The sequence below is a fragment of the Microbaculum marinum genome, assembly GCF_037855135.1.
Classification (GTDB): domain Bacteria; phylum Pseudomonadota; class Alphaproteobacteria; order Rhizobiales; family Tepidamorphaceae; genus Microbaculum; species Microbaculum marinum.
In genome coordinates, this window is sequence record NZ_JAZHOF010000007.1 from 86,855 (window position 1) to 105,095 (window position 18,241).

Annotated in this window: 15 protein-coding genes; 1 reads left to right on the forward strand and 14 read right to left on the reverse strand. The window is 66.2% G+C overall.

What is annotated here, in order from left to right:
- Positions 1-24 precede the first annotated feature (24 nt).
- The 4 genes from V3328_RS17155 to V3328_RS17170 are packed head-to-tail and all read right to left on the reverse strand — an operon-like array spanning position 25 to position 5,168.
- Entirely contained in the window at positions 25-618 is a 594-nt protein-coding gene (locus V3328_RS17155; protein ID WP_340330925.1) for a sarcosine oxidase subunit gamma, read from the reverse strand.
- Positions 611-3,610: a sarcosine oxidase subunit alpha family protein gene (locus V3328_RS17160; RefSeq protein ID WP_340330926.1), complete on the reverse strand. Its 3,000-nt coding sequence runs from the start codon at positions 3,608-3,610 to the stop codon at positions 611-613. The genes V3328_RS17155 and V3328_RS17160 overlap by 8 nt, the downstream gene beginning before the upstream one ends.
- Positions 3,607-3,894, reverse strand: coding sequence for a sarcosine oxidase subunit delta (locus V3328_RS17165; protein WP_340330927.1), 288 nt, complete (start codon positions 3,892-3,894; stop codon positions 3,607-3,609). Before V3328_RS17165 ends, V3328_RS17160 begins: the two co-directional genes overlap by 4 nt.
- An 11-nt stretch (positions 3,895-3,905) precedes the next feature.
- A complete protein-coding gene (locus tag V3328_RS17170; protein ID WP_340330928.1) occupies positions 3,906-5,168 on the reverse strand; it encodes a sarcosine oxidase subunit beta family protein in 1,263 nt (420 codons plus the stop codon).
- A gap of 158 nt (positions 5,169-5,326) precedes the next feature.
- Here V3328_RS17170 and V3328_RS17175 point away from each other — a divergent pair, with 158 nt between their 5' ends.
- Positions 5,327-6,331 carry a GlxA family transcriptional regulator gene (locus V3328_RS17175; protein ID WP_340330929.1) on the forward strand — a complete coding sequence of 335 codons (1,005 nt, stop codon included), beginning with the start codon at positions 5,327-5,329 and terminating at the stop codon, positions 6,329-6,331.
- Between the two features lie 34 nt (positions 6,332-6,365).
- Here the strand turns inward: V3328_RS17175 and uraD are convergent, their stop codons facing one another.
- From uraD to uraH, 10 genes are all read right to left on the reverse strand, one after another.
- On the reverse strand, positions 6,366-6,884 hold the full coding sequence (uraD, locus tag V3328_RS17180) for a 2-oxo-4-hydroxy-4-carboxy-5-ureidoimidazoline decarboxylase (protein WP_340330930.1): 519 nt from the start codon (positions 6,882-6,884) through the stop codon (positions 6,366-6,368).
- On the reverse strand, positions 6,881-8,065 hold the full coding sequence (locus tag V3328_RS17185; protein ID WP_340330931.1) for a urate hydroxylase PuuD: 1,185 nt from the start codon (positions 8,063-8,065) through the stop codon (positions 6,881-6,883). The genes uraD and V3328_RS17185 overlap by 4 nt, the downstream gene beginning before the upstream one ends.
- 70 nt (positions 8,066-8,135) lie before the next feature.
- Positions 8,136-9,197, reverse strand: coding sequence for a BMP family ABC transporter substrate-binding protein (locus V3328_RS17190; protein ID WP_340330932.1), 1,062 nt, complete (start codon positions 9,195-9,197; stop codon positions 8,136-8,138).
- A gap of 62 nt (positions 9,198-9,259) precedes the next feature.
- Positions 9,260-10,180, reverse strand: coding sequence for an ABC transporter permease (locus V3328_RS17195; RefSeq protein ID WP_340330933.1), 921 nt, complete (start codon positions 10,178-10,180; stop codon positions 9,260-9,262).
- Positions 10,181-10,190: 10 nt separating this feature from the next.
- Entirely contained in the window at positions 10,191-11,264 is a 1,074-nt protein-coding gene (locus V3328_RS17200) for an ABC transporter permease (protein WP_340330934.1), read from the reverse strand.
- Positions 11,254-12,816: an ABC transporter ATP-binding protein gene (locus V3328_RS17205; RefSeq protein WP_340330935.1), complete on the reverse strand. Its 1,563-nt coding sequence runs from the start codon at positions 12,814-12,816 to the stop codon at positions 11,254-11,256. The genes V3328_RS17200 and V3328_RS17205 overlap by 11 nt, the downstream gene beginning before the upstream one ends.
- A gap of 140 nt (positions 12,817-12,956) precedes the next feature.
- A complete protein-coding gene (xdhC, locus tag V3328_RS17210; protein WP_340330936.1) occupies positions 12,957-14,000 on the reverse strand; it encodes a xanthine dehydrogenase accessory protein XdhC in 1,044 nt (347 codons plus the stop codon).
- Complete coding sequence (gene xdhB / locus V3328_RS17215; RefSeq protein WP_340330937.1) at positions 13,997-16,357, reverse strand: xanthine dehydrogenase molybdopterin binding subunit; 2,361 nt, start codon at positions 16,355-16,357, stop codon at positions 13,997-13,999. Before xdhB ends, xdhC begins: the two co-directional genes overlap by 4 nt.
- Complete coding sequence (gene xdhA / locus V3328_RS17220; protein ID WP_340330938.1) at positions 16,341-17,825, reverse strand: xanthine dehydrogenase small subunit; 1,485 nt, start codon at positions 17,823-17,825, stop codon at positions 16,341-16,343. Before xdhA ends, xdhB begins: the two co-directional genes overlap by 17 nt.
- A gap of 3 nt (positions 17,826-17,828) precedes the next feature.
- Complete coding sequence (gene uraH / locus V3328_RS17225; protein WP_340330939.1) at positions 17,829-18,188, reverse strand: hydroxyisourate hydrolase; 360 nt, start codon at positions 18,186-18,188, stop codon at positions 17,829-17,831.
- Between the last annotated feature and the right edge of the window lie 53 nt (positions 18,189-18,241).

An 18,241-nucleotide genomic window follows, 5' to 3' on the forward strand; every position in this document is an offset into this window, starting at 1 on the left:
CGACGTCTCGGGTGTACTGCTTCGTCAGGGAATCGGCTGGGTCACGCGCCAGCCATACTCGACGGCGGAATCGGTGAGCCAGTCCCAGACCGACCCGGCCAGGCTCGACATGGCGAAGATGTCGAACGTTTCCTCCGCTATCATGACCACCGTGACGGCCATGTGATGGATCGCACCCGTCGTGGCCGAACCCGGCGGGAAGGATTTCGATGCCAGGTCGAACGCCAGGCCTTTCTGAAGCAGCCTTTCGGCGTTCGGTCCGGCAATGCGCAAGCCAACGCGGCCGTGCGTCAGATCGACGACGGCCGCCTCCCCCGGAGCGACAACCCCGGCGATCCGGCCGGCTAGACCCTCTTCCTGCGCAACGGCGAAGTACCGGGCGGGTCCGGCCGACAGGAGCATGTGACCGGGTGCAGTGACGACGCGCCCGGGCGCCGGCAATTCCTGGCACTCCGCGGCCGCGGCAATCGTCCCGGACAGCCTCGGACTCTCTTTCCACAGACGTATTTCGACGAACGCCCCCGGTCGTCTTTCGGCAATCTGCACGGGGGCGGTATCCGGCACCTCACTTCCGGTACCGGGCACCGCAAGGGCAGCGAGCGGAAAGACCTCAGACATGCATGCGGCTCCCGTCCGGATCGAAGAAGTGTGCGTCGCGGACGTCGACGGACACATGTCGGCCGCGGACCGGGTCGGCCGCATAGACTGCCTGGCCATGCATTTCGGAGCCCCGCTCGACGAGCGCCAGGGCGATGTACTTTCCGAGCGCAGGGCTGTAGGCGTTCGACGTCACGTGGCCGATGCTGGGACCGGGGCTCTCGCGACTCGATGAGCGGACGATCTGCGAGCCGATCCGGATACCCTGCTCTTCGCGCGACACCAGACCGACGAGCTTCAGCCGGCTTGCGTCGACGAGCCCCTCGCGGGACACCATCTGCTTGCCGATGAAATCCTTCTTCTTCGACAGCAGTCCGCCGAGGCCGAGATCGGCAGCGGTGGTCCGGCCGTCGAGCTCTGCGCCGGCGACGTGACCCTTCTCGATGCGCAGCGTGCCGAGCGCTTCCAGACCGTAGGGTATGATGTCGAACTCGCGGCCCGCCTCCAGCAGCGCCTCCCAGGTTTCCAGGCCGAAGCGGGCCGGCACGTAGACCTCGTAGGCGAGCTCGCCCGAGAAAGACAGGCGCGCCACCATGCCCGGTCTGCCGGCGATCACCCCTTCGCGGACGCCGAGATGCGGCAGGCCTTCGCCGGAGACGTCGATACCTTCCGCCACCCGTTCGAGCACCTTCCGGCTGTTCGGGCCGGCCAGCGCCATGCCGGCCCAGACGTCGGTGACGGAGGTGAGGTGGACCTTCAGGTCGGGCCATTCCGTGGCCAGCAGAAACTCCAGCCACTGCATCACCGGACCCGCGTTGGCGGTGGTGGTGGTCATCAGGTAACGGGTTTCCGAGAGGCGCCAGCTCGTCCCGTCGTCGAACAGCATCCCGTCGTCGCGCAGCATCAGCCCGTAGCGCGCCTTCCCAACGGCAAGCGTCGAAAACATGTTCGTGTAGACGCGGTCCAGGAATGCGGCCGCATCCGGGCCCTGAACGTCGATCTTGCCGAGCGTCGAGACATCGACGATGCCGACCGACTGCCGGACCATGCGGGCTTCGCGAACATATGCCTGCTCGAGCGTCTCTCCCGGCAGATAGTAGACGCGGGGCCGTTCCCACGCGCCCGCCGGCATCATCTCCGCCCTGTTTCCGACGTGCCAGTCATGCATCGGCGTCCTGCGCAGCGGACGGATGTGCCGTCCCGCTTCACGGCCGCCGAGCGCACCGAGGGCAACGGGCGTATAGGGAGCCCGAAACGTCGTGGTGCCCACTGCCGCGATGCTGTCGCCGCGCAGTGCGGCCATCATCGACAGGCCCGCGACGTTCGACGTCTTTCCCTGGTCGGTCGCCATGCCGAGCGTCGTGTAGCGCTTGAGATGCTCGACGGAACGGAAGCCCTCCCGATGGGCAAGGATGACGTCGCCGGCGGTCACGTCGTGCTGCTGGTCGATGAAGATCTTGGCCTTGTCGCCGCGGGGGCTGTCCACGGCGCGCAGGTGCAACGGCTGGGCGGGCTCCCGGCTGTCGTCGGTCGCCGGAACCTGCGCCTTCTCGCCGGTGAAGCCCGCCGCCTCTGCCGCGGCCAGACCGGCGCTTTCACCGTCGGCGAGACAGGCGGCCAGTCCGAATATTCCCTGACATGCCCCAGCCGACCGCCAGCGCTCCCGCGGCTCCCCGGGCAGGAAAATTCCCCGCTCATCGTCGAATACGGGCCGCGAGCCTGCCTGGCTGTGAAGATGCACCGCCGGCATCCAGCCGGCGCTGGTGGCGCAGATGTCGGCGGCGAGCGTTTCGGTCTGTCCGGTGATCCGGCCGCCTGCATCCACTTTCGCGATCTCGACGGCAGAGACGGCCTTCGATCCCGCGATCCTGACGACGGCGGAGCCCGCACGCGCCGTTATGCCCGCGGCCTCGCAGGCCGCTGCGAGATCGTGCGGCGGTTGCGCGCGTGGATCGACCACGGCGGCCACGGCGATGCCGGCGTCGGCACAGGCGAGCGCTGCCTCCCATACCCCATCGTTTCCGCCGAAGAAGACCGGTCGTCTGCCGGCCGCCACGCCGTAGCCCACGGCGTACCGGCTGACCGCGCCGGCCAGCATGACACCCGGGACATCGTTGCCGTCGACCAGGACCGGCTGTTCGATCGCCCCCGTCGCCAGCACGACTTCGGTCGCCCGGATCGTCCAGTGCCGATGCCTGGGAAGGTGTGCAGGCTTTTCGGAGAGATGATCGGTGACGCGCTCGACGGCGCCGAGCTGGTTCTGGTCGTAGTAGCCGTAGACCGTCGTGCGGGACATGACGACGGCGTTGGGAAAAGCCCGGAGGGCGGCGACGGTGGCCCGTGCCCACTCCAAGGCAGGCAAGCCATTGATCCTCCCGGTGGTCGCCTGGAGCCAGCCGCCGGGATGGGCATTTTCGTCCATCAGCACCACCCGCGCCCCCGACCGCGCCGCGGCGAGTGCGGCGGACAGGCCGGCAGCGCCGGCACCGACGACCAGCACGTCGCAAAACATGTGCGACTTCTCGTAGCGATCCGGGTCGGGCTTGCCGCTTGCAGCGCCCATGCCCGCAGCACGCCGGATGAAGTGCTCGTAGACGTGCCAGGCACCGCGCGTCGGCCCCATGAAGGTCTTGTAGTAGAAGCCGGCCGTGAAGACGGGCGACAACATCCCGTTGACGGCCATCACGTCGAAATCGAGGCTCGGCCAGCGGTTCTGGCTGACGGCGACTAGCCGGTCGTGCAGTTCGGCGGTGGTGGCACGGGCGTTCGGTTCCGCGCGTCCGCCCTCCCCGATCGTCAGAAGCGCGTTCGGCTCCTCGGGTCCGCAACTGAAGATCCCGCGAGGCCGGTGATACTTGAAACTGCGGCCGACGACCCGGATGCCCGAAGCGAGCAGTGCCGAGGCGACGGTGTCGCCCGAATAGCCGCGCAGGCTCTTGCCGTCGAAGGTGAAGCTCAACGGCACATCGCGATCGACGAGCGCGCCGCCGGAGCCGAGACGGTACCCGCTCATGCGCCCTGTCCCGCCGGTCCCGCGGTCCCCGCATGCCGCCCGGCGAGCCTCACGCCGGAGATCCTATGCGTCAGCGTATCGCGCTCGACCCTGAGCCACGCACGGCAGCCGAAGGAATGCTGCCAGTATTCCGCATGCGGCCCGCGCGGGTTCACCCGGTCATAGACCGCAGCACACCAGTCCTCGGTCGAAGCGTCGAGCGCCGGTCGTTCGACGGTCGCGTCGCCCTCGTAGGAAAACTCGGCGACCGACCGTTCGCCACAAAAGGGACAGACGATATGCATGCTTCAGTTCCTCAGTGATGCCAGGGGACGGGGCCGGCGCCGCGCTCGTCTATCACCCTGCCCCGGTGAAACCGGTCGAGCGAATACGCGGCGTTCAGATCGTGCGGCCGGTCGTTGGCGATCGTCCACGCAAAGCACCAGCCCGACGCGGGCGTCGCCTTGAAGCCGCCGTAGCACCAGCCCGCATTCAGATAGAGGCCGGGCAACGGTCCCGTGGTTATGATCGGACTGCCGTCCATCGACATGTCCATGATGCCGCCCCAGCTCCGCAGCAGTTTCAGGCGCCCGTAGGCGGGGAACATGGTCAGGAGCAGGCTTGCCACGTCCTCCACCACCGGGAGGTTGCCGCGCTGGGCGTAGGAATTGTAGCCGTCGATGTCGCCGCCGAAGACGAGTCCGCCCTTGTCGGACTGGGACACGTAGAGATGGCCGGCGCCGAAGGTGACGACCGTATCGAGCACCGGTTTGAGCGGCTCGGACACGAAGGCCTGCAGGACGTGGCTCTCGATCGGCAGGCGCTCGATGCCGGCCCTTCGCATGACCTCGCCGGTCGAGCCCGCCACGGCGACGCCGACCTTGCCGGCACGGATCTCGCCGCGCGTCGTTTCGACGCCGACGATCCTGCCCGAGGCGTCGCGCAGGAAGCCAAGCACCTCGCAGTTCTCGACGATATCCACGCCGCGCCGATCTGCTCCGCGCGCATAGCCCCAAGCCACGGCATCGTGGCGCGCGGTGCCGCCGCGCCGCTGCAGAAGGCCCCCTGCCACAGGGAAGCGCGCATCGGGGGACACATCGAGGGACGGGACGAACTTCGCCACCTGGGCGCGGTCGAGCAGTTCGGCATCGATCCCGAACAGGCGCATCGCATTGCCACGCCGGGCATAGGCATCCATCTGCGCGGGCGAGTGGGCAAGATTCAACACGCCGCGCTGCGAGAACATCACGTTGTAGTTCAGGTCGGCCGACAGCCCTTCCCACAGCTTGACCGACCATTCGTAGAACGGCGCATTGCCGGGCAGCATGTAGTTGGAACGCACGATCGTGGTGTTGCGACCGACGTTTCCGCCGCCGACATAGCCGCGCTCGAGCACGGCGACATTGTGGATGCCATGTTCCTTGGCGAGATAGTAGGCCGTCGCAAGGCCGTGCCCTCCACCGCCCACGATGATGACGTCATACGTCGGCTTCGGTGCGGCAGCGCGCCATGCCGGCTTCCAACGGCGATTTCCGGTCAGTGCGTTGCCAATCAGGGAAAAGACTGAATACTCGGCCACGGCCTATCCCATCGCAATCGGCGCCCCGGCGCCGGATTTCAAACTGATGACAGGAGTTGCATCCGCGGGTCATCGGAATTCCGACAGTGGGCAGGCTTCCACGCGACGCGGACGTACTTGCAAGGCGGGCGGCGGACGACTATCGGGAATATCTGTCGATGCCGGAGCGACCTGTGGTCCAAGATTCCGAAGACTGTCCCCGCACCTTCGCCTTCGGCATGATCGACCGGTTCTCGCTGATGAGTGAAGTCGCTGCGATCGACACGCTGCGGGTCGCCAATCGCCTGCTGGGCAGGACCGTCTACCGATGGCAGCTTCTGTCCATCGACGGCGGCCCGGTTCGCGCCAGCAACGGCATCACCATCGAAAGCGACGGCCGCTACGAACTCGCCGAGTCGGCCGACATCTTCTTCGTCTGCGCCGGCCTCACTCCGATGCCGGAGCCGCTTTCGGCGTATCACGCCGCCATCCAGCGCATCTCGCGCTCCGGAGTGGGTCTTGGTGCCCTTTCGACCGGGACCTTCTTGCTGGCCAGCGCGGGGCTGCTGGACGGCTACCGCTGCACCGTGCACTGGGAAAACCGGCCCGCGTTCATGGAGATGTTCCCGGGCATCGACTGCACCGCGAAGGTCTACGAAATCGACCGTGACCGCTACACGACCTCGGGCGGTGCGGCGTCCGTCGACCTGATGCTGAAGATCATCACCGGCGATCACGGCCTCGAACTGGCGTCGGCGATCGCCAATCAGCTCCAGCACGACCGGATCCGTCCCGCCGACGAGGAGCAGCGCTTCGGCGCACAGACGTTCCTGCATCCGCTGCCGGGCAAGCTGCGCCGAGCAATCGACATCATGTCGAGCCATCTCGAGGCGCCGCTTGCCACCGCCACGATCGCCTATCGAACCGGCCTGTCGGCGCGCCAGCTCGAACGGCTGTTCCAGCGCTACCTGCAGGTCACGCCCGCGCGCTACTACATGCGGCTGCGGCTCGAGCGCTCACGCGACCTGCTGCTGCACACCAACGTGCCGGTCCTCGATGTCGCGGTCGCGACGGGCTTCACCTCCAGTTCCTATTTCTCGCAGTGCTATCGACAGGCGTTCGGGCAAACCCCCTCGACCACCAGACGGATCGCGGTGATGGCAGGCGAGCGGGTGGAAAAATAGACGACGGGTCCGGTCCAACCGATGGTTCCGAGCGTCACTCGACGCGAGCTTCCAGCCGGAACCCGATGATCCTGCAGACCTGATCGATCGCCGTTTCGAACTCGGCCTCGGCGTCATTCCCGATCCGGCCCTCAAACGCATCGAGAATGTCGTGCTTCGTGGCACCGCTGACGGCGAGAATGAAGGGAAAGCCGTTCTGCCGACGATAGCGGGCGTTGAGGTCGGTGAACCGGCGGAACTCTTCCGGCGTCAACCGATCGAGGCCTGCTCGCGCCTGTTCCGTGCGGGAATCCGGACCGATATCGCCGGCAATAGCGGCACGGCCGGCGAGGTCCGGGTGGGCGTTCAGCAACTCCAGCCGTTTCGTGCGGTCGGCGTGCCGGACGGCATCGGCGAAAGCGGCAACCATGTCGGCGCGGCTGCCGTACGGTCGGTCCGCCGCCGCCGCCTCCGCGACCCATCGCGAGCGTTCCGCCACCCCGCAAAACGTGTCGGCGAACTGCGGCGACGTCATCGCGTTCACTTCGGCCATCGTCATTCGCCCACCGGTCATTCGTGCGCTCCGATCCAGGCGCCGAGTCGGGCGCGTTCCTCGTCGGTCATCCCGGTTTCGTTGCCGAGCGGCATTGCCTCGCTGCGGACGGCCTGAACTTCCACGCGCGGCCCGAACCGCCGCAGGTCCGGGAGCGAGGTGAGGACGACGTCGGCCGGTGGCTCCTCGAACCCCTCGTGGCTCGGGCGCTGCGAATGGCACATGGTGCAGTGCCGATCTAGGATCGACAGGACCTCGGAATCCGAAGGAACGGGCACTGAGGCCAGTCGCCGGTCCTCCGGCTCGGTGTAGTAGATTGCCCCCACCAGTGCGAAGGCGGCAACGAGCAGGCTCCAGGAATAGCTCTGAGACGCGTCGCCGGCATCCGCGCGGTTGATGAAATGGCGGACCATCGCGCCCATCACCAGGATCAAGGCGACGACCAGCCAGGTGTGGGGATGCGTGTAGAGCATCGGGTAGTGACCGCTGATCATCATCAGCAGCACCGGCAGCGTGAGGTAGTTGTTGTGGGTTGAGCGCTGCTTGCCGACCTGGCCGAGCTTCGGGTCCGGCGCCCTGCCCTCCATCAGCGCCGCGGTCATCCTCCGCTGGTTCGGTATGATCACCATGAAGACGTTGGCGGCCATGATCGTGCCGACCAGGGCGCCGACATGTATCAGTGCGGCACGTCCGCTGAACACGTGACTGAAGAGCCAGGCGCCGGCGCAGATCTCGACGAACACCGCTGCACCAAGCAGCGCCGGCTTGGCGCCGATGGGCGAGCGGCAGAGGACGTCATATACGATCCAGCCGGCGGCGAGACTGACGACCGAGATCCCGATCGCCTCCCACGGCCGGAGCGCCATGACCTGCGGGTCGATCATGTAGATGCTGGCGTGGAAGTAATACTGGACGATCAGCAGTGCGAAGCCGCTCAACCAGGTCAGGTAGGCTTCCCAGACGAACCAGTGCAGGTCCTCGGGCAGCCTTTCCGGGGCCACGGTGTATTTCTCGACATGGTAGAAGCCGCCGCCGTGGACGAGCCATGAGGTGCCGTAGACCCCGGGATTCATCTTTTCTCGGCGGCGCAGGCTGAGATCGAGCCAGACGAAATAGAACGACGCGCCGATCCATCCCACGCCGAGGATGAAATGGGTCCATCGCAGCAGCAGGTTCAGCCAGTCGGTGAGGAACGTCAGCATCGCGCACCCGCCCGGCGGGCGCCGGAGACCGGGATCTGCCGGCGCCCTGAGACAGCGAGACCCTTGCGGGTTACTCCGGGAGCTTGTCCTCGATACCCTTCACGTACCAGTTCATGCCGAGAAGCTGCTCGTCGGTCAGGGCTTCGCCTTCCGCCACCGCGAGGTCGCCGTTCTGCTTGTAGATCGGTCCGGCGAAGGGATTCAACTCGCCCGAGCGGATGGCTTCCTCGGTCTCCCGCGCCTCCGCGGCAACGTCGTCCGGCATGTTCGTGTACGGAGCCATCTTGACCATCTCCGCCGAGAAGCCGCCCCATGTGTCGTCGGCTGCCCAGGTGTCGTCGAGCACCGCCTTGACCCTGTTGGTGTAGTAGACGGACCAGTCGTCGACAATTGCCGTCAACTGCGCCGTGGGACCGAACTGGATCATGTCCGAGGCCTGCCCGAAGGCGTGGATTCCGCGCTGCTCGGCGACCTGCATGGCGGCGGGCGAGTCGGTGTGCTGGACGAGTATGTCGACGCCCTGGTCGATCAGCGCCTTCGCGGCGTCGGCTTCCTTGCCGGGATCGAACCACGAGTTGACCCAGATCACCTTGATCTGAGCGCTCGGCCGAACCGACTCCAGGCCAAGCTTGAAGGCATTGATGCCGCGCACGACCTCGGGAATCGGGAACGAGCCGATATAGCCGATGATGCCGTTTTCCGAGACGCGTCCGGCGATCTTGCCTATCACGTACCGGCCTTCATAGAAGCGTGCCGAGTACGTGCCGAGGTTGTCCGAACGCTTGTAGCCCGTCGCGTGCTCGAACTTCTTGTCGGGGAACATGGCGGCGACCTTCGCCGTCGGATTCATGAAGCCGAACGAGGTGGTGAAGATGATGTCGTTGCCGTCGGCGGCAAGCTGCCGGATGACGCGCTCCGCATCGGGGCCTTCCGAAACGTTCTCGACGTAGCTGGTCTTGACCTTGTCCCCAAGAGCTTCCTCCACGGCGAGGCGGCCCTGATTGTGCTGGTACGACCATCCGAAATCGCCGATCGGCCCGACATAGACCCAGGCCGCCTTGACCTGTTCCTGGGCATTTGCAGTGGCCAGCCCCAAGGAGAGCACGGCCGCTGCGACGAGTAGTTTCTTCATCTGACAGCTCCTCTGGTTGAAATTGTTGGTTCTGACATCGGGTTTCTGTCTCCGCGGCCCCCCTAGCGGTCGGCTACGAACGGAATGCCCAGGCAGAGCGGGGTGTTGGCGCGTGCGCGCGTACGTTCATACGAGATGATCACCAGCACGAGGATCGTTGCAAGGTACGGGAGAGACGACATCAACTGCGAAGGTATGCCGATTCCGGCCCCCTGTGCGTGGAACTGCAGGATCGTTATCGTCCCGAACAGGTAGGCACCAACGATCGCACGCCAGGGGATCCAGGAGGCAAAGACCACCAGCGCCAGGGCGATCCAGCCGCGACCGGCGGTCATTTCCTCCACCCAGAACGGCGTGTAGGACAGCGACAGATAGGCCCCTCCCAATCCCGCGCAGGCGCCGCCGAACAGGATCGCCAGATACCGTGCGCGTACCACGGGCAGGCCCAGCGAGTGGGCCGAATGATGGTTGTCGCCGACCGCCCGCAGGGTGAGCCCGGCCCGGGACCGGCGCAGGAACCAGGTGACGCCGATCACCAGGGCGAAAGAGAGGTAGACCAGCGCGTCCTGGCCGAACAGCACCGGTCCGATGAACGGCAGGTCGGTGAGGCCCGGGACGTCGAGCCGAGGCAGCGGCGAGCGATCGACGCCGACATAGCCGTCGCCGATCACGCCGGAAACGCCGATGCCGAACAGTGTCAGCGCCAGGCCCGTGGCGACCTGGTTCGTCGCCATCGAAACCGTGAGCACCGCGAAAATGAGCGACAGCCCCGCCCCCGCGAGGGCGCCGGCGATGACGCCCAGGAATCCGTTGTCGGTCTGAACGGCGACGGCGAAGGCGCAGACCGCGCCCATGATCATCATTCCCTCGACGCCGAGGTTGAGGACGCCGGAGCGTTCGGCAACCAGTTCGCCTATTGCTGCAAGCAGCAGCGGCGTCGACGCCGTGATGATCGTCAGCAGAAGAGGTTCCAACCAGCCCACGACGCCGCCCTCAGGTCGCCGCGCGCGGCTTCAACAGCCGCAGCCGGTAGTAGATCAGGGTGTCGCAAGCGAGGATGAAGAACAGCAGGAAGCCCTGGAACACCTTCGCGACGTCGATCGGCAGGCCCAGCCTGATCTGGGCGGCCTCCCCGCCGATGAAGGAGATCGACATGATCAGTCCGGCAAACACGATCCCGATCGGATTGAGGCGTCCGAGAAACGCCACGATGATCGCCGTGAAGCCGTAGCCTGGCGAAATGACCGGGAGCAGCTGTCCGATCGTTCCCGACACCTCGGAGATACCCGCAAGACCCGCCAGCCCGCCGCTGACGAGGAACACGAACAGGATCATGCCGTTGGTCCCGAAGCCGGCAAACCGCGCCGCCTTCGGCGCCTGTCCGATTGTCCGGATCTGGAAGCCCTTCAGCGTCGTCGGCATGGCGAAGGCCATGATGATCGCCAGTCCGAAGGCAAACAGCACGCCAAGGTGCAGCCGACCACCCGACGCCAGGGTCGGCAACACCGCAGATGGACCGAACAGGGCGCTTTCCGGAAAATTGAATCCTGCCGGATCGCGCAGCGGTCCGCGCACGAGGTAGTCCAGGAGGAGCAGCGCGACGTAGGTGAGCATGAGGCTCGTCAGGATCTCGTTGGTGCGGAAGACGGTCTTCAGCAGCGCCGGGATTGCCGCCCACAGCAGGCCGCCCGCAATGCCTGCGACCAGCACCGCCGGAAGGACCAGGGGCGAGCTGAAATTGCCGAATGCAAGGGCCAGCCAGCCCCCGAGGATCGCGCCGAGGGTGTACTGTCCTTCCGCGCCGATGTTCCAGACATTCGCCTGGAAGCACAGCGACAACCCGAGAGCGATCAGGATCAGCGGCGAGGCCTTCACCAGCACTTCCTGGGCCGAATAGGCCGTGGTGACCGGCGAGATGAAATAGGTGTAGATGCCTTCGGCCGGATGTATCCCGGCAAGCAGGAACAGGATCGCGCCGGCGACTAGGGTCAGGCCGATCGCAATGACGGGCGACAACACCGTCATCACGCGTGACTGTTCGCCCCGCCGCTCCAGCTCAAGCCGCATCCACGGCCTCCCCGGTTTCCGAAGCGTGGACGCCGCCCATCAGCAGACCGGCCTTCTCCATGTCCATCTCGTTTGCCGGGTAGACGGCGGACAACCGGCCATGCGAAATCGCCGCGATCGAGTCGGCGATCTGGAAAATCTCGTCGAGGTCCTGGGAGATGACGACGACGGCGCTGCCCTGCGCCGCGAGGTCTATCAGCGCCTGTCGGATGACGGCCGCGGCGCCCGCATCGACGCCCCAGGTGGGCTGGCTCAGAACGACCACGCCGGGCGCGCGGCGCATCTCGCGGCCAACGACGAACTTCTGCAGATTGCCCCCCGAAAGGCTTCCGGCTTCCGGGTCCGGTCCGCCGACCCTGACGTCGAAGCGCTCGATCACTTCGGTTGCCAGGGTGCGCGCCCCACGCGCATTGATGAAGCCGCCGGAGACGACACCCTCGGTCTCGTGGCCGGATAGCAGGATGTTCTCGCTGAGCTTGAAGCGGGCGACGGCCGCCTCGCCGATACGCTCCTCCGGCGCGAATGCGGCGCCCATCCTGCGCCGGGCGTTGATGCCTGCCCGGCCCACCGGCTTGCCGTCTATCGCCATCGTTTCGGGACGGCGAACGGGGACGATACCGGACAGAGCCTCGAAAAGCTCCTCCTGGCCATTTCCGGCGACGCCGGCGATCCCCAGCACTTCGCCGCCCCTGACTTCGAAGGAGATGTCGTGAAGCGCCGTTCCCAGCGGATCCTCGGGGGTCGTCGAAAGTCCGGCAACGCTCAACCGTACCGGTCCGAACGCATGTTCTCCGGGGGGCTTCACGTCGTCGATATCCGCACCGACCATCATCCGGGCAAGGGACGCGGCGGTCTCCTTGCGAGGATCGCAGGCAGCGACCACCTTGCCGCGTCTCAGGACGGTGGCGGTCGAGCAGATCCGCTTCACCTCCTCGAGCCGATGGCTGATGTAGAGGATGGAACAGCCCTCGCCGGCGAGGCGGATCAATGTCTCGAACAGCTTGTCGGCTTCCTGCGGCGTCAGCACGGCGGTTGGCTCGTCCATGATGATCAGCCGCGGATTCTGCATCAGGCAGCGCACGATCTCGATGCGCTGGCGCTCTCCGACGGACAGCCGGTAGACGTGGCGGTCCGGATCGAGGGGCAGGCCGTACTCGGCAGAGATCGCGCGGACCTTGCGCGCAACCTCCCGGGTGGAGGTGTCCCTGGGCAGGGCGAGCGTGATGTTTTCGGCAACGGTCAATGCCTCGAACAGCGAAAAGTGCTGGAAAACCATGCCTATACCGAGCGCCTGCGCATCGGCCGGCGCACGTAGCCGGATGGCCTCTCCGCGCCACAGCACGTTGCCTGCATTGGGTTCGAGGATGCCGTAGAGAATCTTGACCAGTGTCGACTTGCCGGCGCCGTTCTCGCCCAGCAGAGCATGGATCTCGCCTTCCCTGACGACGAGATCGACCGTGTCGTTGGCGGTGACGGTGCCGAACTGCTTGGTAATCCCGCGAGCTTCGAGCAGCGGAACGTCGTGTGCCCCGTTCTTGGTCGTGCCGGTCATGGTCCGGCCCCTCCTCTCGGCCTGCCCTGCTCGCGCCCGGTGCCAGCAGTCACCGCGCCCCCCTCTCACACTGTCAGGTCAGATCGCCTGCAAGCTTCGCGCCGCATGGGAAGCTGCATTTGGATCATTACCTCAGGAAATTACGATAACCTGCCTCTCTGTAATAATTTATTCTCTTCCCTTCTCGTTCCTTCCTGTGGAAATCCCTCGGCTGCGTCGCCGCTGTCCCCTCGCGCTGCCTGAGAAACCAGCAACAATTCGGCGGCCACAGAAGCGGCGATCACCGGCGGCGCCTTGTCGTCGATACCGTCGATGCCGATCGGACAGCGGAGCCTGGCCAGCGCGCTGCTGCCGATTCCGGAGTCTCGGAGCCGACTGAGGAACCTCGCCCGTTTGGTCTCGCTTCCGATCACACCGACGTAAGGCAAATCGTTACGCGCAAGAGCGGCGCGGGTCAGTTCCAGGTCGAGCGGATGGCTGTGCGTCATGATGATGACGAGGCTTCCGGATGCCGCCTCGCCTACGAGCTGGGCGGGGCGGGCGGCCCGGACCGGGGTCACATTCCGGGGCATCGCCTTCGGAAACCCGTCCGGCCGGCCGTCCACCCAGGTGACGCGGAACGGCAGCGGCGCAAGGGCGAGAACCAGCGCTCGGCCCACATGCCCCGCGCCGAACAGCACGACCGGGTATCGCGTATCCTCGAAGCGTTCGACGCGGGTGAGTACCCTGACTCCGGGTTGCGCGGTATCAGCTGCCTCGCCTGAATTGCCCAGGATCCGGCGCTCGGCGTGTGGCCGGTCAGGTATGTAGCGTGCTTCGCAGGTGAACCCGCCGCTGGCTTCCAGACCCGCAAGGCGTTCTATCTCGCCGAGATCCCGGTCGACGAAGAGTTCGGTCGCGATCGTGACACGACCGCCGCAGCACTGGCCGAGATCCGGCCCGAGGGCAAAGTCGGAAACGCACATTTGGGACGAGCCGACCCGCAGTCGCCCGGCGGCAAGCTGGATTGCCTCCCACTCCAGCTGTCCGCCGCCCACCGTACCGCTGAACGATCCATCGGGGGCGACTATCATTCGTGCCCCGGCCTCACGCGGCGCCGATCCGCGGATGTCGAGGACCGTGACAAGCGCGCCGCGCCCCTGAATGCGCACGATCCTGCTAAGGCGGGTCCAGATATCGCTCATCTGTACGCCTCCTGCACGGCGTCCCCCCGTACGGCGTCGATTGCGTTCAGGATTGCCTCGGGCGTGGCGGGCGCACGCAAGGGTATCGGCGCCTCCGGCCGCGCCATGCCGGCGATTGCGTCGAAGATCGCCGAATGGACAGAGATCGCAAGCATCAGCGGCGGCTCCCCGACCGCCTTCGAACCATAGATTGCGCCTTCCCGGTTCTCGCAGTCGAACAGGTGGACGTGGAATTCGGCAGGAACGTCGGAGGATGTGGGGATCTTGTAGGTCGATGGCGCATGCGTGCGCAGTCGGCCCCGTTCGTCCCAGACGAGTTCCTCCGTCGTGAGCCATCCCATGCCCTGGACGAAACCGCCCTCGATCTGGCCGATATCGATTGCCGGATTGAGAGATTTGCCGACGTCATGGACGATATCGACCCGATCGACGCGCAACTCGCCGGTCAGCGTATCGATCGTCACCTCGGAGCAGGCCGCGCCGTAGGCGAAGTAGAAGAACGGCCTGCCACGCGCCGTTTCGCGGTCCCAATGGATCTTCGGCGTCTTGTAGAACCCTGTCGAAGAAAGAGAAATGCGGGCGTAGTAGGCCTTGTTGACGAGTTCGGCAAAGGGCATCGAGCGGTTGCCGAGAATGACGTGATTGTCGCGGAACCGCACGTCTTCCGGAGGTCCTTCAAGGATTTCCGCGGCGAAGGCCGTGAGCCGGGTCCGGATCTGAGCGGCGGCTAAGCGGGCGGCCATGGCGTTGAGATCGGTCCCGGAAGATGCCGCCGTCGGCGAGGTGTTGGGGACCTTGGCGGTCGTGGTGGCGGTGATCTTGACGTAGGCGACGTCGACGCCGAACTCGTCGGCGACGACCTGGGCGACCTTGACGTAGAGGCCCTGCCCCATCTCGGTGCCGCCGTGATTGAGATGGATCGAGCCATCCGAATAGACATGCACGAGCGCCCCGGCCTGGTTCAGGTGGGTCGTCGTGAAGGAAATGCCGAACTTCACCGGCGTGATCGCTATCCCCTTTTTCAGAAAGGCGTTTTCGTTGTTGAACCGCGCAATCTCCTGCCGCCGGGCGCGATAGCCGGAGCGTTCGGCGACACTCGCCATCACCTCCGGAGCGATGTTGTCGAAGACCTCCATGCCATAGGGCGTAACATCGCGGCCGGGGCCGTAGAGATTGCGCATGCGGACGTCGAAGGGATCCTGTCCGAGGGCATGAGCGACCTGGTCGATGACGTGCTCGATGGCGAGGATGCCCTGCGGGCCGCCGAAGCCGCGAAAGGCGGTATTCGATACCGTATTCGTGCGCAATCGCCGGGACCGCGCAGCTATGTCCTTGAGATAATAGGCATTATCGGCATGGAATACGGTCCGGTCCACCACCCCGACCGACAGGTCTGCAGAGTGGCCGCAGCGTGCCAGGAAATCGAGCTCGAGTGCCAGGAGAGTTCCCTCGTCGTCGAAGCCGACTTTCCAGAACGTCGCGAAATCATGCCGTTTTCCGGTCATGATCATGTCGTCGTCGCGATCGAGGCGGAGTTTGCAGGGTTTTCCGGTGATACGGGCGCCGAGGGCTGCCAGCACGGCCCACTGGCCGGCCTGCGATTCCTTGCCACCGAATCCGCCACCCATGCGTCGTACCTCTGCCGTCACGGTGCTAAGAGGCTGCCGTAGCATCTCCGCCACGGCTTTCTGCACCTCGCTTGGATGTTGCGTCGACGTGAGGACGTACATGTCGCCGCCCTCTTCCGGGACGGCGAGCGCGGCCTGGCCTTCCAGGTAGAAGTGTTCCTGGCCACCGATCATCAGCTTGCCCGACAGGCGCCTCGGCGCAGCGGCGATCCCGGCTGCGGCGTCGCCGCGGACGATATCGAAATCCGGCGACACCATCGCGTTCGCGTCGGCCGCCGCTTCGGCGGTGAGCAGCGGGGCGGTCTCCTCGATCTCGATCGCCGCCAGCCCGACCGCGCGCCTGGCCGACAGGCGGTCGCGGGCGATGACGATGAACAGCGGCTGGCCGTGGAACACGACTTCGTCGCCGGCGAGGATCGGATCGTCGCCGGCGCCGATCGGGCTGATGTCGTTGTGGCCGGGAATGTCGGCTGCGGTCGCGACCGCCACCACGCCGGGCGCGGCGCGGACCCGCTCCAGGTCGAGCCGGGCGATCCGGCCGGCGGCCGAAGGCGATCCGCCGACGGCGACGTGCAGGCAGCCGGCGGGTTCGAAGACGTCGTCGACGTAGAGCGCGGTGCCGGCGACGTGCCGTTCGGCGCTGTCGTGCGGCACCGGTTTGTGGACCGAACGCAGTTCGCCCGTGGCATTGACGTGCGGATCGACGATCAGCTCAGGCGCCTGCGACATCGGCGACCTCCCTGAGCCCGACCACTCTCGTATGGGCGCTCGGCGTCCCGGCAATCTCGGTCAGCGCCTTCATGAGAAGTCCGCGCGCGACCCGCAGGCGATAGCCGGCGCTCGCCCGATGGTCGCTCAGCGGGCTGAAGTCGTCGCCGAGCAGGTCGAGGGCCGCACTCGAACGGGAGCTGTCGTCCAGCAAAATGCCGGCGAGCGCGGATTCGACCCGTCGTGCCCGCTTCGGGATCCCGGCCATGCCGCCGAAGGCGATGCGGGCCGATGCGATCCGCCGGCCTTCCAGGTCGATGGCGATCGCAGCCAGGACGGCGGAAATGTCCTGGTCGAAGCGCTTGGAAATCTTGTAGGCGCGGAAGGCCGCCGTACCCGCCGGCTTCGGCACGCGCACCGAGACCAGAAACTCGCCGGGCAGCCGGTCCTGCCGGCCGTAGTCGATATAGAAGTCCTCCAGCGGCATCGTGCGGGTTTCGGCGCCGCGGCGCAGCGTGATCCCGGATCCAAGCGCGATCAGGAGCGGCGGCATGTCGCCGATCGGCGAGCCGTTGGCGATGTTGCCGCCGACCGTTCCGACGGCGCGCACCTGCGGCGAACCAAGCCGCCGCAGGACCTCGGCGAAATCCGGGTCGATGGCGGACAGCGCCCCCCAGGCATCCTGATAGGTCGCCGCGGCACCGATTTCGATCGAATCCGACCGATCCTCGACATCGGCCAGACCACGCACCCGCCCGACATGGATGACCTGCTCGATCGGCCGCATCTGCTTGGTGATCCACAGGCCGACATCGGTCGCGCCGGCCACGATGGTCGCGCCGGGATGGAGCATGCAGAGCGCGGCCAGCTCGTCGATAGCGGCTGGCGCGGCAAAGAAGCTGCGTTCGTTGCCGACGAACACCGGCTGCCCTTCCCCGATGCCTGTCAACGTCGTCGCCGATTCGCCGAAGCCGTCGGGTTGCGGCTCGGCGCAAGCGTCGAGCGCTGCCGCAACGATCGGCTTGTAGCCCGTGCACCGGCAGAGGTTTCCGGCAATGGCGTCGTTGACATCGTTCCGGTCGATCGGACCAGGGTCCGGGCGGTGGTGAAGCGCAAACAGCGCCATCACGAAGCCCGGCGTGCAGAAGCCGCACTGGCTCGCGTGATGGTCGACGAAGGCACGCTGGACCGGATGCAGGGTGCCGCCCCTGGCGAGATCCTCGACGGTGACCACCTCCGCGCCGTCGGCCATGCCGAGTAGGTGGATGCAGGCGTTGACGGGACGGTAGGCGACGCCGCCCTCCCCGTCGGGGCGTCCGATGGCGACGGTGCAGGCCCCGCAGTCCCCCTCGGCGCAGCCCTCCTTCGTACCGATGCTGCGCTCGCGCAGGCGCAGATAGTCGAGCAGCGTCTCGGTCGGAGCGAACCGGTCGATTTCCACAGCCTCGCCGCGCCGGATGATGGTGATCGAGTCGCGTTCGGCCTTCATCTGTTAGCTGCCCCTGTAGGTCGAATACCCGTAAGGGGAAATCAGAAGGGGAACGTGATAATGGGCACCCGGGTCCGCTATGCCGAAGCGTATCGGCACCACGTCCAGGAAAGCCGGTTCCGGTAGCTCGACGCCACGTTCGCGGAAGTAGGCGGCGACGTGAAACCTGAGCTCGTAGGTACCTGGCTGGAAGGCGTCGCCATCCAGCAACGGGCCGGCCAGCCTTCCATCGGAATTGGTAGAGACTGACGCGACGGGGTCACCGATCGGCGACGAAACCGGATCCCTGAACAATTCGACCTTTAGGCCGCCCGCCGGCCGCCCGGAACTGGTATCGAGAACATGCGTCGTCAGTCGGCCCATACCTACCCGTCGCGGCCACGTCCATGCGCAACAAATGCGCATGCCCATCCATC

Coding starts and splice junctions, on each gene's coding strand:
- V3328_RS17155 (WP_340330925.1), bottom strand. CDS start 618: ATGTCTGAGGTCTTTCCGCTCGCTGCCCTTGCGGTGCCCGGTACCGGA.
- V3328_RS17160 (WP_340330926.1), bottom strand. CDS start 3,610: ATGAGCGGGTACCGTCTCGGCTCCGGCGGCGCGCTCGTCGATCGCGAT.
- V3328_RS17165 (WP_340330927.1), bottom strand. CDS start 3,894: ATGCATATCGTCTGTCCCTTTTGTGGCGAACGGTCGGTCGCCGAGTTT.
- V3328_RS17175 (WP_340330929.1), top strand. CDS start 5,327: ATGCCGGAGCGACCTGTGGTCCAAGATTCCGAAGACTGTCCCCGCACC.
- uraD (WP_340330930.1), bottom strand. CDS start 6,884: ATGACCGGTGGGCGAATGACGATGGCCGAAGTGAACGCGATGACGTCG.
- V3328_RS17185 (WP_340330931.1), bottom strand. CDS start 8,065: ATGCTGACGTTCCTCACCGACTGGCTGAACCTGCTGCTGCGATGGACC.
- V3328_RS17190 (WP_340330932.1), bottom strand. CDS start 9,197: ATGAAGAAACTACTCGTCGCAGCGGCCGTGCTCTCCTTGGGGCTGGCC.
- V3328_RS17200 (WP_340330934.1), bottom strand. CDS start 11,264: ATGCGGCTTGAGCTGGAGCGGCGGGGCGAACAGTCACGCGTGATGACG.
- V3328_RS17205 (WP_340330935.1), bottom strand. CDS start 12,816: ATGACCGGCACGACCAAGAACGGGGCACACGACGTTCCGCTGCTCGAA.
- xdhC (WP_340330936.1), bottom strand. CDS start 14,000: ATGAGCGATATCTGGACCCGCCTTAGCAGGATCGTGCGCATTCAGGGG.
- xdhB (WP_340330937.1), bottom strand. CDS start 16,357: ATGTCGCAGGCGCCTGAGCTGATCGTCGATCCGCACGTCAATGCCACG.
- xdhA (WP_340330938.1), bottom strand. CDS start 17,825: ATGAAGGCCGAACGCGACTCGATCACCATCATCCGGCGCGGCGAGGCT.
- uraH (WP_340330939.1), bottom strand. CDS start 18,188: ATGGGCCGACTGACGACGCATGTTCTCGATACCAGTTCCGGGCGGCCG.